At 40.0% G+C, this 15,167-nt stretch carries 16 protein-coding genes; 10 read left to right on the top strand and 6 right to left on the bottom strand.

What is annotated here, in order from left to right; all coding sequences use genetic code 11:
- Positions 1-182 precede the first annotated feature (182 nt).
- Positions 183-902 (top strand): YebC/PmpR family DNA-binding transcriptional regulator, encoded by a 720-nt coding sequence (locus ACQKMF_RS22860; RefSeq protein WP_101225530.1) that lies wholly within the window; start codon positions 183-185, stop codon positions 900-902.
- 100 nt (positions 903-1,002) lie between these two features.
- On the opposite strand, the gene ACQKMF_RS22855 is transcribed toward ACQKMF_RS22860, so the two are convergent.
- The gene (locus ACQKMF_RS22855; protein WP_427575106.1) at positions 1,003-2,409 is read right to left on the bottom strand and encodes a polysaccharide deacetylase family protein; all 1,407 of its coding nucleotides are present in this window, start codon (positions 2,407-2,409) and stop codon (positions 1,003-1,005) included.
- A gap of 185 nt (positions 2,410-2,594) precedes the next feature.
- Here ACQKMF_RS22855 and ACQKMF_RS22850 point away from each other — a divergent pair, with 185 nt between their 5' ends.
- Together ACQKMF_RS22850 and ACQKMF_RS22845 are read left to right on the top strand one after the other, a co-directional pair.
- Positions 2,595-3,110: an RNA polymerase sigma factor gene (locus tag ACQKMF_RS22850; protein ID WP_101225528.1), complete on the top strand. Its 516-nt coding sequence runs from the start codon at positions 2,595-2,597 to the stop codon at positions 3,108-3,110.
- Positions 3,095-3,964 (top strand): DUF3298 domain-containing protein, encoded by an 870-nt coding sequence (locus tag ACQKMF_RS22845; protein ID WP_427575103.1) that lies wholly within the window; start codon positions 3,095-3,097, stop codon positions 3,962-3,964. Before ACQKMF_RS22850 ends, ACQKMF_RS22845 begins: the two co-directional genes overlap by 16 nt.
- 87 nt (positions 3,965-4,051) lie before the next feature.
- Here ACQKMF_RS22845 and ACQKMF_RS22840 read toward each other — a convergent pair whose 3' ends face one another.
- Positions 4,052-4,276: a hypothetical protein gene (locus tag ACQKMF_RS22840; protein WP_101225526.1), complete on the bottom strand. Its 225-nt coding sequence runs from the start codon at positions 4,274-4,276 to the stop codon at positions 4,052-4,054.
- A 323-nt stretch (positions 4,277-4,599) separates the two neighbouring features.
- Here ACQKMF_RS22840 and ACQKMF_RS22835 point away from each other — a divergent pair, with 323 nt between their 5' ends.
- Complete coding sequence (locus ACQKMF_RS22835) at positions 4,600-6,093, top strand: peptide MFS transporter (RefSeq protein ID WP_260359112.1); 1,494 nt, start codon at positions 4,600-4,602, stop codon at positions 6,091-6,093.
- Positions 6,094-6,483: 390 nt separating this feature from the next.
- Here ACQKMF_RS22835 and ACQKMF_RS22830 read toward each other — a convergent pair whose 3' ends face one another.
- A complete protein-coding gene (locus ACQKMF_RS22830) occupies positions 6,484-7,269 on the bottom strand; it encodes a glucose-1-dehydrogenase (RefSeq protein ID WP_101225524.1) in 786 nt (261 codons plus the stop codon).
- Between the two features lie 18 nt (positions 7,270-7,287).
- On the bottom strand, positions 7,288-8,148 hold the full coding sequence (locus ACQKMF_RS22825) for a GRP family sugar transporter (RefSeq protein ID WP_427575100.1): 861 nt from the start codon (positions 8,146-8,148) through the stop codon (positions 7,288-7,290).
- A 207-nt stretch (positions 8,149-8,355) separates the two neighbouring features.
- Between ACQKMF_RS22825 and ACQKMF_RS22820 the strand changes: the two genes are divergently transcribed.
- The gene (locus ACQKMF_RS22820) at positions 8,356-8,916 is read left to right on the top strand and encodes a thioredoxin family protein (protein WP_230178448.1); all 561 of its coding nucleotides are present in this window, start codon (positions 8,356-8,358) and stop codon (positions 8,914-8,916) included.
- Between the two features lie 144 nt (positions 8,917-9,060).
- Here the strand turns inward: ACQKMF_RS22820 and ACQKMF_RS22815 are convergent, their stop codons facing one another.
- Positions 9,061-9,606: a helix-turn-helix domain-containing protein gene (locus tag ACQKMF_RS22815; protein ID WP_427575098.1), complete on the bottom strand. Its 546-nt coding sequence runs from the start codon at positions 9,604-9,606 to the stop codon at positions 9,061-9,063.
- Positions 9,607-9,830: 224 nt separating this feature from the next.
- Between ACQKMF_RS22815 and ACQKMF_RS22810 the strand changes: the two genes are divergently transcribed.
- The 3 genes from ACQKMF_RS22810 to ACQKMF_RS22800 are packed head-to-tail and all read left to right on the top strand — an operon-like array spanning position 9,831 to position 11,757.
- Positions 9,831-10,070 (top strand): PLDc N-terminal domain-containing protein, encoded by a 240-nt coding sequence (locus tag ACQKMF_RS22810; RefSeq protein WP_101225520.1) that lies wholly within the window; start codon positions 9,831-9,833, stop codon positions 10,068-10,070.
- Positions 10,067-10,972 carry an ABC transporter ATP-binding protein gene (locus ACQKMF_RS22805; protein WP_402944945.1) on the top strand — a complete coding sequence of 302 codons (906 nt, stop codon included), beginning with the start codon at positions 10,067-10,069 and terminating at the stop codon, positions 10,970-10,972. Before ACQKMF_RS22810 ends, ACQKMF_RS22805 begins: the two co-directional genes overlap by 4 nt.
- On the top strand, positions 10,969-11,757 hold the full coding sequence (locus ACQKMF_RS22800; protein ID WP_427575095.1) for an ABC transporter permease: 789 nt from the start codon (positions 10,969-10,971) through the stop codon (positions 11,755-11,757). Before ACQKMF_RS22805 ends, ACQKMF_RS22800 begins: the two co-directional genes overlap by 4 nt.
- A gap of 165 nt (positions 11,758-11,922) precedes the next feature.
- Here the strand turns inward: ACQKMF_RS22800 and ACQKMF_RS22795 are convergent, their stop codons facing one another.
- Positions 11,923-13,314, bottom strand: coding sequence for a hypothetical protein (locus ACQKMF_RS22795; RefSeq protein ID WP_101225517.1), 1,392 nt, complete (start codon positions 13,312-13,314; stop codon positions 11,923-11,925).
- A gap of 157 nt (positions 13,315-13,471) precedes the next feature.
- On the opposite strand from ACQKMF_RS22795, the gene ACQKMF_RS22790 reads away from it, so the two are divergent.
- Positions 13,472-14,536, top strand: coding sequence for a C45 family autoproteolytic acyltransferase/hydolase (locus tag ACQKMF_RS22790; protein WP_402944937.1), 1,065 nt, complete (start codon positions 13,472-13,474; stop codon positions 14,534-14,536).
- Positions 14,537-14,741: 205 nt separating this feature from the next.
- On the top strand, positions 14,742-15,032 hold the full coding sequence (locus ACQKMF_RS22785) for a DUF3817 domain-containing protein (protein ID WP_034305497.1): 291 nt from the start codon (positions 14,742-14,744) through the stop codon (positions 15,030-15,032).
- Positions 15,033-15,167 lie beyond the last annotated feature (135 nt).

Below are 15,167 nucleotides of genomic sequence, written 5' to 3'. Positions count from 1 at the left end.
TACCGATAAATGCCAAGTGAGGGATGTGCAGGACTTTTTCAAAATTATACAATTGATGTATAATATAATCTAGTAAACGTATAGCCTATCTTCAAAGGAATTCCCCCTTTGTGGGTTTTCTCCTAGGGCCGTATCTTAATAATCTATTCATATATATCAATGATGAAAGAGAGTGGAATATAATGGGTCGTAAGTGGAATAACATTAAAGAAAAAAAAGCGTCAAAAGATGCTAATACTAGTCGGATTTATGCTAAATTCGGACGGGAAATATATGTAGTGGCAAAACAAGGTGAACCAGATCCAGAATCCAATCAGGCATTAAGGGTCGTACTTGAGCGTGCGAAAACGTACAATGTCCCAAGAGCGATAATTGACCGTGCGATTGAAAAAGCAAAAGGCGGTTCGGAAGAAAACTATGACGAACTCCGTTATGAAGGATTCGGTCCAAATGGTTCAATGGTCATCGTGGATGCATTGACAAACAACGTGAATCGGACGGCATCTGATGTACGTGCCGCATTTGGGAAAAATGGCGGGAATATGGGTGTCAGCGGATCTGTTGCTTATATGTTCGATGCAACGGCTGTCATCGGGATTGAAGGTAAAACGGCTGATGATGTTCTTGAACTGTTAATGGAAGCGGATGTTGATGTACGTGACATCATGGAAGAAGAAGAAAGTGTCATCGTTTATGCCGAGCCTGAACAATTCCATGCTGTACAACAAGCATTCAAGGATGCAGGAATCAGCGATTTTACAGTGGCAGAGCTGACGATGCTTGCACAAAATGACCTAACCCTTCCAGAAGATGCACAAGCACAATTCGAAAAAATGATTGATGCATTGGAAGATTTGGAAGATGTTCAACAAGTTTATCATAATGTAGATCTTGGTGAATGAAATAATAAGCAGACCTTTGCTATAAGATCAAAGGCCTGCTTTATTTTATTTGAATGAAAAGAGCCTGTTCCGAATCACGAAACAGGCTCTTTTCTTTTGATTATTCACTTATGGTAATTCCGGAAAGTTCACGATCCTTCTTTACCTTTTCCAATTCCGAGATTGTGACCAGTTGATAGCCTTGGTCATGCAGTTGTTTGATGATTTTTCCGGCAGCCTGGGCGCTAGTTTGGTAGATATCATGCATTAATATGATTCTGCCATCTTTGGCTTTACTCATCACCTTGTTTACGATTTTCTTTTCATTGCGTTCTTTCCAATCTTCGGGATCGACATCCCAAAGTGTGACTTTCATATCCTCCATGTATTCACGCACATTATTGTTAATCGCTCCATATGGGGGACGGACGAGATTTGGCTCAGCACCTGTAGCTTTTTCTACAGCGTCTTGGGTCTTTTCGATTTGATCTTCGATTTTGTTCTTGCTTAAGCGCGTCAGCTGCGGATGATCCCATGAATGGTTGCCGATCTCATTTCCTTGCTGCAGCATTTTTTGAAGAACTTCCGGATAGTGCTGAACGCGGCTTCCAAGCACGAAAAACGTCGCGTGACCATCATACTTTTTCAGGTTCTCAAGAATGGACATGGTATGACTTGGATGCGGCCCGTCATCGAACGTCAAGGCAATGACCTTTTTTGAAGGGTCGATCCATTCATTTTGCACGGGCAGTTTGGCAACGATATGTTTCGGCTGCCATTCCTTTACACGATCCTCATTCAAATCTTGACTTTGATATGAATCTAGCAAACTATCTTTAAAAAGTTCCTTCTTGATGGCTATTGTATGGGTCTTGGTTGAATCATCAGTCTTAACGTAGAATACAAGCGTATTTTTCAAGACTGAAAAAGAATTGAAGTTGGCTGCCTTCAGTTTGTTTTCCTTTTTAATGAGACTGTTTGAAATGCCTTCTTCTTCCTTCTCCGTTAACTCTTCAAAAACAATATCGGATAAAACGGATAAATAATCAGTATCCGTGGCAAAGATGTCTTCCATGGAGAGCTTTTGCTGAGATGGAATATCATAAGTGAAGATCTGGGTTCCAGACTGCTTCTTTCCTTCCACTTGCTCATATTTATCGAAGGAAATCGTAATGGTCTGTTTGCTGAAATGGAGGATCGTATAGGTGAGGTTAAGCTCGGAAGCTTTTCCGTCGGATGCTTTCCATTTCTTTTCATAATCCTTAATTTCTTTCTTTATGTAGGCTTCTAGCTGCTTGTCGATATTTTCTAAATTCAGAACGGGCCTGCTGGCTGAATATCCGCCTTTCGTATTATCTTTCACATACGTTTGAATATCGGCTTCTGGGTAATTCTTATCGGTTGTATAGGCCGAAACGGTTCTTTTCTTATCAAAAGCAAGGCTTTTGATGGCTAACCCCAATGTTCCCACAGCAGCTGTTAGACAAAATAGAAAAATAAAGACTTTTTTATAATTTAATTTTCTCATGATGCACTCCACCTCGATAATCATTCTACTATATAGACGCGCCAAAAGTCTTAAAAGTTTGTAAAAAATTTCATTTTTTTATATTTATATATTTCCTTGCTCATTTTCAAACTTTTATGGCTCCACCAACGTCTATTCTATGTACCTAGGATACGGAATTTAAATGTAAGGAGCTCTATCATGCAATGAAAAATCCAGATATGAATCAATTACTCGCGGCCCGGATAACCGAACGGCAAGATAATTTGTACAGACTTGCTTTTTACTATGTCAAAAACCAAGATGATGCCCTTGATATCGTGCAGGAATCGATCAGGAAAGCGCTAGCCTCCAGCAGCAAAATCAAAGACGCTGCTTCTATAGATAGTTGGTTATATAAGATCATCGTCCGAACGGCACTGGATGTATTGCGGAAGGAAAAGAAACTGACCGTCGCCGATGACGAAACAATAGAATACTTACGCAGCGGTGAGGAAGATCACTATCCTGACCTGGATTTGCAAAAGGCCCTGGAAGGACTTTCAGTCAAGTACAAAACGGTAGTCGTCCTCCGTTTCTTTGAGGACCTGAAGTTGGACGAGATAGCGGAAGTGCTGGAAGAGAACGTAAGCACGGTTAAAACGAGATTATATAAGGCGCTGCAACTATTGCGGATCAACATGACTGAACGGGAGGAAACGAAAAGATGGAAAAAAAATTAAAAGATCTGCGGGAAGAATATCTTAAAATACCGATACCAAAGGAATTGAATGATGTCGTTCAAGCAGCCTTGAATGAAAAGCCAAGGAAGAAGCCGAGGGTTGGCAGGAATATCCTCTTGTCAGCGGCTGCAGTCCTTCTAATCGTGACAGCTTCCGTAAACATCAGCCCGGCAGCGGCGAAAGCCATGAGTGATATTCCAATAGTCGAGAAGGTCATCAAAGTGATTACCTTCGTCGAATGGAAAGAAGAAGCGAATAATTCCTCGGCAGTAATCAAAACACCTGCTATATCCGGTCTGGAGAATAAACAGCTCGAAGATAGCTTGAATGATAAATACTTATCGGAAAGCAAACAGCTATATAAGGAATTCACGGACTCCATGTCAAAACTGAAGGATGGGGAAAAGGGCAATATCTCGGTGGAAAGCGCATATGTGATATTGACGGATAATGAAACGATATTATCGGTACAGCGTTATACGGATACGATTCAGGCCTCCAGTTCCACGGAAAGTCAATTCGATACAGTCGACAAGAAGAACGAAGTGCTTTTAACGTTAAATAGCTTATTTAAAGATGATCGTTATCTTCGGGTGATCAGCGAAAACATCAAGGAACAGATGAAGCGGCAGATGGCTGAAGATCCGGAAAAGATATATTGGGTCGAAGATGATGATCTTACTGCATTTAAAGGCATCGATGAAAACCAAAACTTTTATATTAACGAAGATGGCAAGCTAGTCATTGCCTTTAACAGCTACGAAGCTGCGCCGGGATATATGGGGGCAGTCGAGTTCATCATCCCGACAAAGGTGCTGTCAGACCTTCTTGTTGGCGATCAATATATCCATTAAAATGGCTCTATTGTAATTCTTATGACGGGCGGAGGGTTTTTAAAACGGTACAAAACTCATTAAAAAAGACGAACCAACGTTACTTGATTACAGTAACCTTGGCTCGTCTCTTTTTTGTTCGAATTTCATCTGATCCAGTTCCAGCCTCATTTTTTCCGTCTCCATAAGAAAGTTTTCATGTTTAAGTTTTTCAAGTTCCAATTCAACTTGCAACATCTTGTGTTTGGTTTTTGACTGTTTTTCAAAATGGGTTGTCAGTATTCCAAGTATAGGGATGGAAAAAATCATCACGACGGTTATGATCCCGAACATTAAGGTGCCTCCTCGTTTTTATATCTATTATACGGTGTATATAACGGTAATGATTTGATTATTCAAAATTTGCCATTTTGATTCTCATTAATATGTGCATGGCTACCAAAGTAATACCATTAGTGAAGTTAGGGTAATATATCATTGATGGCCGCTTTCTATTAGATTATATGGACTGTTTTTTAGTATAAATCCGGACTTTGGCTTGTGTGGTGGAAAGGCACTTCTATTTATTTTGAATTTAATTATTTAAATATACTAAATATTTGTTTACAATAGAGAAAATAAAATGTTATTATACAATAATAAAAGGAGGACTAGGTATGGCAACGATAAATAAACAGAAAATTGTGGATAGTGTACCTCAAAAAGGTTTTTTTGGAAACCCTAAAGGACTATTCACCCTTTTCTTTACTGAGTTCTGGGAGCGTTTCTCCTATTATGGCATGAAGGCCATTCTTGTTTACTATATGTATTACGAAGTTTCTAAAGGGGGACTAGGTCTTGATGAACCCACAGCCCTTGCCCTTGTATCCATATACGGATCTTTAGTATATATGTCAGGTATAATTGGCGGATGGCTCGCCGATAGGATTTTCGGGACTTCAAAAGCCGTATTTTACGGTGGTATCTTGATCATGCTCGGGCATATTGTCCTTGCTGTACCAGGCAGTCTCTCCATGTTCTTTGTTTCCATGGTACTTATCGTTCTGGGTACTGGTTTATTAAAACCGAATGTTTCCAGCATTGTCGGTGAAATTTACGCAGAAAATGACGAACGCAGGGATTCCGGTTTCAGTATATTCTATATGGGTATCAACATGGGTGCATTCCTTTCACCGTTTGTTGTCGGTACAGTCGGAATGGACTATAGCTTCCATCTTGGTTTTGGACTTGCGGCAATTGGTATGTTAATTGGACTCATCGTCTTTGTTACAACAAAGAAAAAGAACCTGGGCCTGGCTGGAACTCTTCCTGCTAACCCATTATCACAGAATGAAAAGAAAAAAGTATTCACTAAATTGGGGATAGCTGCACTAATCATAGCTGCCATTATCGGCATCACGGCTTCTGCAGGCATCTTAACGATTGAAACCTTCATTAATCTTGTAGGTATCCTAGGGATCGTTATTCCGACACTTTATTTCATTTTCATGTATCGCAGCCCGAAAACGACTTCTGTTGAACGTTCACGCTTGATTGCCTATATTCCTTTGTTTATAGCAGCCGTCATGTTCTGGGCGATTCAAGAGCAAGGTGCAACTATATTAGCAAGCTATGCAGACAAACGGACACAGTTGAATTTTGCTGGAATAGAAATAAACCCGGCATGGTTCCAATCTTTGAACCCTTTGTTCATCATTACCCTTGCACCAGTATTCGCATGGTTATGGATTAAACTAGGAAAGCGTCAGCCGACCATTCCTCAAAAGTTCTCAATCGGTTTACTGTTCGCCGGTTTATCATTCCTGGTGATCCTGCTTCCTGTTTATTTCGGTGGATCAGACGCATTAGTCAATCCGCTATGGCTTGTACTTAGTTATTTCCTTGTAGTACTTGGAGAACTTTGTTTATCTCCTGTAGGACTCTCAGCTACTACAAAATTGGCTCCGGCCGCATTCTCGGCACAAACGATGAGCCTGTGGTTCCTGGCAAGTGCAGCAGCACAAGCACTGAACGCACAAATCGTCAGATTTTACACACCTCAAACCGAAATGGCTTATTTTGGAGTGATCGGTGTTGCCTCAATGGTCCTTGGACTTGCCCTGATGGCCTTATCACCAAAGATTCAAGGCTACATGAAAGGCATTCGCTAACACTTAGCCAGCAGTAAAGGAAAGATGATCTCAGATTAAATGGGATCATCTTTTTTTATTTCGTCCTTGAAATATGATCGATTTTTTTCACGGTTATGATTCAATCCTTTAAATTCTTTTTAATATGATTCATAGTGAACACTAAGCTTGGGAAGGGCCCGATATCCGTGATAAAGAAAATACAATATCCTAAAATGAAATAAAACGAAATATGATACTGTTGCCAGGTAGAAATAAGCGAAAAAAAAAGAGCATCCTTTATAGGATTGCTCTTTTTTCCGGTTGTAAGAACCTTTTCCTTTATTGGGTCAAACGCGTCATTTCACCATTGGTTTTTTTATTGGTTTTATTCTTTTTAGTCATTGCAATGGTTCTTTTCTTTAGTTAAGTTCAGCCTTTTCCAGCTTGGAATCCTGGGTATTTGGTCATTCCGCCATCAGCATATAAGGTCATTCCCGTTACGTAGCTAGATTCGGAGGAAGCTAGCCAAGCGGCACAAGCCGCAATTTGTTCCGGTTTTCCGATATATCCCATCGGTATCAGGTCGATGACTTCTTGTTTAGCTTTTGGATCATTGAATTTTTCGGCATTGATGGGTGTGTCGATTGCCCCAGGTGAAATATTATTAATGCGAATCCCTTTAGGAGCATATTCAAGTGCAAGGGTTTCTGTCATCATCTTCACTCCGCCCTTACTTGCTGCATAGTGGACAAAATGAGGCCAAGGGATCCGGTCATGAACGGAAGACATGTTAATGATATTCCCCTTAATGCCATGATCGAGCATATAACTGATTGCTTCCCTGCTTGCCAGGAACATTCCGGTTAGATTTACATCGATGACTTTCTGCCAATCTTCAAGAGTCAATTTTTCGCTAGGCACTTCATTTTCAATGCCAGCATTGTTGATCATGATGTCGATTGTGCCAAAGGTGTCCACAGCGAATGAAAGCAATTTCTTCACATCCGCCTCCTTTGAAACGTCGCCTTGAATGGCTGCGGCTTTCCCGCCTGCCGCTTCAATCGTTTTGATGATTTCCTTATGGTCGCCATTTTCAGTGTGATAATTTAATACGACATGCGCTTTTTCTTTACCGAACCTTTCGGCCATGGCTTTTCCTAACCCTTTTGCCGCCCCAGTGATCACTACCACTTTTTTCTCTAAATCTTCATACATCATTTATCGCTCCTTTGACTATTCTTTTGTAAAGCCGATCATGATTCCGCCAGCAATTACGAGTACACACCCGGTGATGACGAAGACCATTTGCTTTTTGGATTTTTTCTCTCCTAAAAGAAAGATGCCGCCTAAAGTGGAAATGACGATCCCCATTTGGGAAAATGAGAATGCGATGGCAACGCCTACTTTTGGATTAGCGAGCAGGAGGCCGATATTACCGACTGCCCACATCATTCCGGTTAGAATATTTCTTCCGGCATATTTATTAAACGGTTTATGTTTGATGGATAGGAGCAGGGCAGCCAGGAACATGCCAATTGCTTGCGGCAGGATCGCCGACCATCCGTCAACTTCATTCCATCTGACGACAATGACATATGTAACATAACCGACCGTTGAAATGGCAAGATATAAAACCCCTTTTTTCATGCTTCCTGCTTTTTTGTTATCACCATCGCCGTAGCTCGTCAGCAAGATACCTGTAATCAAACAGATTATTGCAATAATGCCGATGATGATTGTCATCCTGTCATTCCATTCCCTGAAAATGATAACTGCAAAAAATGTATTTCCTAGAATTTGCAGCCCTGTTGAGATTGGAACGGTTTTCGATACCCCGATTTCCTTGACGCTGTTGAATTGAAATAACTGCCCGAATGCCCAGCCTATCCCGGAAATGATACCGACAATCCACACTGTACTGCTCCATTCCGGAGGATTGATGAAAGACATCATGATGGCGAACAGTAATGAACCGATTGTAATGCCAAGTGTTTGATTATAAGAGTTGCCTCCGAGTTTTTCGGAAACAAGCACTAAGCTGCCCCATGTCAATGCAGGGAGTAGCGCAAAGAGAAAACCTTCCACAAATTTCATCTCCTAAACTAGAAAACAATGTTTTAATGAATATAAAATAGTTAGTTAGTTAGTAAGCTATTGAATGTATTTAGAGTTTTCCCTTTACACGGGAAAGAAAACATGGTTTTAATTTACCAATTTGGAATTTTATTTTTCAGGGTGGAAACAATGAAAAAATAAGGGGTTTATGGTACTTTTAACTTAAAAACAGTTAGGAGAAATAGTATGACGACACTGAATGAATGGTTTGAAAAGGGGATTCCCGCTAAAGAATTTGTATCTTCAATGAAAGTTCATAAAGAAAACTTACAATCGATTCAGGAGGGTTTTTCCGTTTCTGCAGAGGACCAAGGTTTTTTCGATGAATTAAAGACGAAGGAACTTCGAGCCATTGTCATTACCGAAGACTGGTGCGGAGACGCAATGATGAACATTCCAATACTGCTGAATATAGCTGAAGAGGCAAATATTGAAACTCGGATGGTTTTACGAGACCAAAATCTTGAACTGATGGATCAATACTTAACGAATGGAACAGCGCGTTCAATTCCCATTTTTATATTCATTGATAAGAATGGTGAAGAAAAAGCTGTTTGGGGACCACGTGCACCAAAGGTACAAGAGTATGTAATGGAGTTAAGGTCAGACCTGCCGGCCAAGGATGATGAACGTTTCGAGGCAGCGCAAAAAGCAGTCATCAAGAAGATAACTGCGGCTTTTGCTGAAGAAAAACACCTGTGGGACGAAGTGTACAGCAGTATCAAGGAAGCATTGGGAACCTGCTGACAGCGGGGATATCCTTTTTAACCTTGGAGTTTCTTCCATAATTAAGGGCTGTTTCAAAACGGAGACTGCAACCATTTTGGTTGGTGAATCTATAGTATTCATGGTTCTTTTAGTCCAAGGTTTGAGAACAGCCTTTTCATTTACTTATGATTCCGGAATGATTGTAACGCCGATTGTTCGAATAGGAGAATCTTGTTTAGCACTTTGATTCGTAGAGTTGTAGTATTTTACCATTAAATCGTTCAATTCATTTTGAAAGTTAATAAAGCTTTCATCATCAAGCTTTAGTTCTAAAAGGGAAAAGGTTGAACCATCTTCAGTACAATCTCTTTCTTCTAATTTAGTAAGATAGTTTTGATATTGAGTCATAAGGGATAATTGATAATAAGAAAAGTAGTTCACCTTTTTCTCATTAGAATATTTTTTCCATTCTTCCCCGCTAAGTCGCGCTTCTTCTTCATTTAAAACATAGTATTTTTCGGAAACGGATCTCACTTTTTTCTCTTTTACAATGCGGATGACCCCTGAATCAAATAGAACCTGTATATGTCTATATAATGTTGCTTGGGGTACATCTTTAATGATTTTTAACATTTCTAATGGTGTTAAACCATTTTCCCTGTTTCTCATTAAAGCTTGGGTAATCTTCATTCTTACAGGATGCATTAAAATTTCGGCTTTATTAATCATCTTATTCTCCTCACATTGGAAATGAAATAATTTCAATTGTAATGTCTTCATGCAATAAAGCTTAATAAATATCATATATTATCTAACATGATAATATTATCATTATAAATAACAATAAAACCTCAAACAATATTTTATCAAGAAAAAAATAGGTGAAAAATACCAATTTAAATGTTATCATTACTGATAATGATAATAAAATTTGTTATTAAGGAGTGGTATATATGAAATTGCATTATGGATGGAACGAATTGAAAGATATTGATTTCATGCCTATTCTGCCGATTATTTTACCGGTAATTGCTATTGGGATGATTTTAATCCTTATTGCATTAATTGATTTATACAGAAATCGAAAGACGCGGAAAAATGTTTTATTGTGGACACTCATCATTATTTTTGCAAATACTATCGGTCCAATTCTTTACTTCGTTATTGGTAGAAAGGACAGTGACAGAATATGAAATTGGAGATTAATAATGTCACAAAAAAATTCAAAGAAAAAACAGCGGTCAATAATTTTTCAATGGAATTGCAATCTGGGGAATGTGTTGGATTGATTGGGCCAAATGGGGCTGGTAAGTCGACACTAATAAAAGTCATTGCAGATATTATTGATCCAACTAGGGGAGAAGTATTGCTTGATGGTAAGGGAATTTCAAAAATGAAAAAGGAAATAGGCTACTTACCACAATATCCTAACTTCTTTCAATGGATGACTGCCAAAGAAACCCTTACATTCATGGGGCAGCTCTCGGGTATCAAGAGGGAAGAATTATTAAGCGGCATTCCAGAGATATTGTCGAAAGTGGGGTTGAGCGGGGAAGAGAATTCAAAGGTGCGGACTTTTTCAGGCGGAATGAAACAAAGGCTTGGAATTGCACAGGCATTGTTACATAAACCAGCTTTGATTGTCATGGATGAACCGGTTTCGGCATTAGATCCAATCGGCCGGAGAGAAGTGTTGAATATCATAAAAGAGATAAAGAAAGATACGACAATTTTATTATCGACGCATATATTAAGCGATGCAGAAGAAATATGTGAGAGGTTTGTCATTATAAAAAGCGGTAAAAAAATTGAGGACACAACAATATCAGAATTATTAAACAGGGATAGTGGAAATAAAATTAATGTCGACATAACCTCTAAAAGTCAAAAATGGATTGAAAACGTTAAAAGCTTGAACTTTGTCAAAGGTGTAGAGGTGATTGGAAATAAATTGAAGATAGAAGTGGAAGATATTGAATTAAACAAGAATATGTTACTGGCGAATGCTCTGGAGCATAATGTTGATCTTATAAGGTTCGAAATAGATAACGATACATTGGAAGAGATTTTCTTAAAATTGGTGGTGGAAAAATGAGTGATTTTACCGTTTTGGCTAAAAAGGAATTTGTTCAGATGGTACGTGAATATAAAGTGATATGGCTGCCGCTTGTATTTGTATTTTTAGGAATAACTCAACCAGTCGTAAGTTATTATTTACCTTCAATATTAGAGGCACTGGGCGGGGCCCAAGGGATCACCATTGATCCAAGCATGGCGGCCCAAAAAGGCGGTGAAGTTCTTGCCAGTACCTTAGGGTCTCAATTTGATCAGTTAGGGGTCATGATCATCATCGTTTCCATGATGGGAGTCGTACAATCCGATAAAGCAAATGGTATGCTGGCTTTCATTCTTACAAGGCCCGTGACGGTTGGATCTTACATAAGCGGGAAGATCATTTCCAATTATCTGTTTGTTGCCTTCAGTGTAGCATTGGGATATTTGGTTTCATATCTGTATGCAGTTTTCTTGTTTACGAGCGTTGACTTTGCGGATATAATAGTGGCCTTGCTGTTCTATCTGCTGTGGATCCTATTTATCGTTTCATTCACGACGATGATCAGTACCATTTTTAATAGTCAGGGTATTATTGCATTAATTTCGATAGTATTTCTCCTCGGCTGTAGAATCATAGTTGGATTAAGTCCGGTAATAGACAATGTGAATCCGGCAAGCATGAGTAAACATGCCATGGAAGTACTGATTTTAGGCACAGTCAATTCACAAGCGATTTGGGGTGCATTAGCGGCACTTGAGTTGACGGCAGTAGCGATATTGGTAACGAACATATGGATTTCAAAAAAGAAATTCAATAACGAATAAGTTGGGTATGAAGGAAAAATATATCGACGAAATCTACAGTTATACCTCCGAAAATAGGAATATATCGACGGAATTCTACAATTATATCGGATTGAAATGAAAAAGGACTGATTTTTTACTCAGTCCTTTTTCAATGTAAAGTCCACACAAATCGGCGCAAATCGATTAAATGAGAAACATCGCGACAATTGTAGTCACTGCTAAACCAATGGTTACCGGAAGCAGATTCCGGCGGGCGAGTTCAAAGGGACTGACATTACATATGGCTGCGGCTGGTATCAGTGCCCATGGAATCAGGGTACCTCCGCCAACCCAAATCGCGGTTATTTGCCCGAGTGCAGTCAAGGTGGCGGTTCCGCCACCGATTGCCGTGCCAAAAAGTTTGGCGACAGATCCCGCTAAAGAAATGCCTGAGAAGCCCGATCCATCCAAGCCAGTGATGGCACCGATGCCCGTTAATGTGACGGCGGCTATTTCTTTCGTTAAAGGAACGGAGGCTGCCAAGGCGGCACCAAGGTCATTGACGATGCCGAGGGATGTTTTTGGTAAGTAGTCACCGATGATCTGATTGAATCCAGAATCACCTAGATAGAAGAATGCGGCGATCGGAATGACGGGTCCGAATACTTTAAAGCCAAATTGAAAACCCTGAATCAAATAGGCCGTTGATTTTTCAAGACCTTGTTGTTTATGTGCGACAAGGGATAAAATCAGCAAAATGAAAACGGCAGTGCCCCCAACCAATGCCGTTGCATCTCCGCCTTGCAACTTCAAAATCGACAATGCCACAACATCCAACAGAAAGGCAATCGGAATGAAAATGGCAAAAAACCTCTTTTGTCTCAATGTAAGCAAATCTTCATTCATTGTCTGATCTTGGACGATCCCCTCATTATCCGCCGCATTGATTTTTCCCAGCTTCATATCCCGCTTTAAAAGGATAAAGGCGGAGAGGGTGGTGACGACCCCCATTGTAATGACAAGTGGGATGCTCGCAGCGATGACATCACCGACTGGTATGGAAGCCGCATCGCCCGTTAGTTTAGGGGCAGCCTGAATGATGAAATCCCCTGATAATGCTATTCCGTGACCAAATAGGTTCATCGCCATCGCTACACCAAGAGCAGGTAAACCAGCCCGTAAAGCAACAGGGAGCAGAACAGCCCCAAGTAAGGCAACGGCAGGTGATGGCCAGAAAAACCAGGATATCATCATCATGACGATTCCGATTACCCAAAAGGCAAGTGTAGGATTTTTAATGAATTTCGCAAACGGTGCAATCATGACATCATTAATGCCCGACTTCGTTAAAACCGTGCTCATGGCAACGATGATTGAAATGATTAATATCGTGGACATTAATTCCGTGATTGCGAAAATGAAGCTGTTGAATATCCCGCTTATGGAAGAGGCTAAACTGCCTGTAGCCACTAAAGCCAAAAGGAAAATACCAATTATGCAGATGAGGGTAGTATCACGACGTTTTACCATAAACCCGATTATCAATGCAATGAATACAACATAAATCCAATGGAGTGCCGTTAATTCCATCTCCATGATCCGTCCCCCTCATAAATGTGCCTAGTTACAGATTATGAGGGAGGTACGGGGTGGTGAGTTGTTTCATAAATTTAAAGGCTTATCTTCTTTATTTTCAACAATACTTCAAGTATTCTTAACTTGAATAGCAACTACTGTAAATGAGGGATAAGCCGTGAAGCAGATATATAGTGATGTCATACAATTTCGGGGTACACATTATGAGTTTGGATACATGCAAGGGGAGGAATTAAAAGATTCACTAACGGTAAAAAATCGTGAAGATCAGTGGAAAATCAGGCAGCCTCGGTTTACGGTTGAAGAAGAAGAGGTCAGGAAAGCCATTACACAATTCGCCCCTGGAGTTTGGGAAGAATTACTGGGGTTGCAAGAAGCGCTGAAATGGCCAATTGACCGTGTGCTGCAAGAGTTTGGTGGATACCGTTTGGATTATGTTCGGTCGGGCTGTTCCATCATGACAGGCGATGATTATCTCATTCGCAATTATGATTACCACCCAAAGACCTATGAAGGACGCTATGTCTTATTCCAGCCAACCGATCAAGGGTATTCAAGCATCGGTCCGAGTCAGCGAGGGACTGGTCGAATGGATGGAATGAATGAAAAAGGTTTGGTGATAGGCTATAACTTCATGAATCGCAAGAACCCTGGCGATGGTTTCATCTGTTGCATGATTGGCAGACTGATTGTTGAATCTTGTGCGAACGTTCAGGAAGCGGTCGCGATGTTGAAGGAAATCCCGCATCGTCATTCTTTCACTTACGTCGTCTATGATAAAAGCGGAAGTACCTATATCGTTGAAACCTCCCCGAGAAATGTAGAGGTGCGCACGTCAAATGCCTGTACAAATCACTTTGAAATCATGAAAAATGAAAACCGTAACCATCTTATCGATTCAAAACGCCGATTGGAGATCATCCAAGATCAGGAAGGAAGACTTTCATCTGCCTACGATGCTTATAGGTTGTTTAATGATACCAATCAAGGTGTCTTCTCGGATTTATATAGCAGCTGGGCGGGAACGATTCATACATCCGCTTATTTACCTAAGGAGATGAAAGCTTGGATTGCCTTGGGAGGGAACCAGGAGCCGACTTCAATAGATTTTGCAAAATGGCTCGAAGGGGAAGATGTTGAGTTAAAACGAATCAACGGTGTAATTGATACGGATATTCCCTTCGTGCATATGGATGAGGGAGCGAATTGGTTTCGAAATTGAACGTCTTTAAGTAAATTTGAACCTTGCGTTGTTAACAGGCCCAATCCTTGGATTGGGCTTTTGTTGTTCTATTTTTAGGCAAACCTGGTACTATTTATTAGTGGATGGCACAGTAATATAATATGATGAAGTAACAGATTTTGGATTGGGGACAAGAAGCTGGATTTGTGTGCCGTACTTGTACAATGAATAAGGGGATGAGCGAATGTTTTCGACAGCTATTGGTTGGTTTCGGTTTATTACAATAATTGAGGGAATCTCATATGTTTTATTGCTTGCCATTGGTATGCCCATTAAGTACATATTGGATATTGGGGAAGCAACACTCATTTTAGGCAGCATCCATGGTTTCTTATTTGTTGTATTTGGACTTTTATTACTTTATGTGAGCATCATATCAAAATGGTCCTTTTTAAAAATGGCGATGATTTTCATCGTTTCATTCATTCCATTTGGTAATTTTGTAATCGATCGCAGGCTTCTGAAGCAAAGTTAAATACTTTTACTTTCAAAAAATCCATAAAAAAACGTCTTCCTATTTAAATGGCAGGCGTTTTTTTTATGGATTTAAGCTTGCTGTAAGGTTGGCACAAAGATGCTGTAAGAATGGGCATGTAAAGTATAAGTATCA

The sequence above is a fragment of the Peribacillus sp. NPDC101480 genome, assembly GCF_050277335.1.
In the GTDB taxonomy this organism is placed as follows: domain Bacteria; phylum Bacillota; class Bacilli; order Bacillales; family DSM-1321; genus Peribacillus.
Note: the sequence above shows the minus strand (reverse complement) of the source record. Positions and strands in the feature narration are given on the sequence as shown.

Excerpts from the sequence above, each read along its gene's own strand:
- ACQKMF_RS22860 (WP_101225530.1), top strand. The coding sequence starts at position 183 with ATGGGTCGTAAGTGGAATAACATTAAAGAAAAAAAAGCGTCAAAAGAT.
- ACQKMF_RS22855 (WP_427575106.1), bottom strand. The coding sequence starts at position 2,409 with ATGAGAAAATTAAATTATAAAAAAGTCTTTATTTTTCTATTTTGTCTA.
- ACQKMF_RS22850 (WP_101225528.1), top strand. The coding sequence starts at position 2,595 with ATGAAAAATCCAGATATGAATCAATTACTCGCGGCCCGGATAACCGAA.
- ACQKMF_RS22845 (WP_427575103.1), top strand. The coding sequence starts at position 3,095 with ATGGAAAAAAAATTAAAAGATCTGCGGGAAGAATATCTTAAAATACCG.
- ACQKMF_RS22840 (WP_101225526.1), bottom strand. The coding sequence starts at position 4,276 with ATGTTCGGGATCATAACCGTCGTGATGATTTTTTCCATCCCTATACTT.
- ACQKMF_RS22835 (WP_260359112.1), top strand. The coding sequence starts at position 4,600 with ATGGCAACGATAAATAAACAGAAAATTGTGGATAGTGTACCTCAAAAA.
- ACQKMF_RS22830 (WP_101225524.1), bottom strand. The coding sequence starts at position 7,269 with ATGTATGAAGATTTAGAGAAAAAAGTGGTAGTGATCACTGGGGCGGCA.
- ACQKMF_RS22825 (WP_427575100.1), bottom strand. The coding sequence starts at position 8,148 with ATGAAATTTGTGGAAGGTTTTCTCTTTGCGCTACTCCCTGCATTGACA.
- ACQKMF_RS22820 (WP_230178448.1), top strand. The coding sequence starts at position 8,356 with ATGACGACACTGAATGAATGGTTTGAAAAGGGGATTCCCGCTAAAGAA.
- ACQKMF_RS22815 (WP_427575098.1), bottom strand. The coding sequence starts at position 9,606 with ATGATTAATAAAGCCGAAATTTTAATGCATCCTGTAAGAATGAAGATT.
- ACQKMF_RS22810 (WP_101225520.1), top strand. The coding sequence starts at position 9,831 with ATGAAATTGCATTATGGATGGAACGAATTGAAAGATATTGATTTCATG.
- ACQKMF_RS22805 (WP_402944945.1), top strand. The coding sequence starts at position 10,067 with ATGAAATTGGAGATTAATAATGTCACAAAAAAATTCAAAGAAAAAACA.
- ACQKMF_RS22800 (WP_427575095.1), top strand. The coding sequence starts at position 10,969 with ATGAGTGATTTTACCGTTTTGGCTAAAAAGGAATTTGTTCAGATGGTA.
- ACQKMF_RS22795 (WP_101225517.1), bottom strand. The coding sequence starts at position 13,314 with ATGGAGATGGAATTAACGGCACTCCATTGGATTTATGTTGTATTCATT.
- ACQKMF_RS22785 (WP_034305497.1), top strand. The coding sequence starts at position 14,742 with ATGTTTTCGACAGCTATTGGTTGGTTTCGGTTTATTACAATAATTGAG.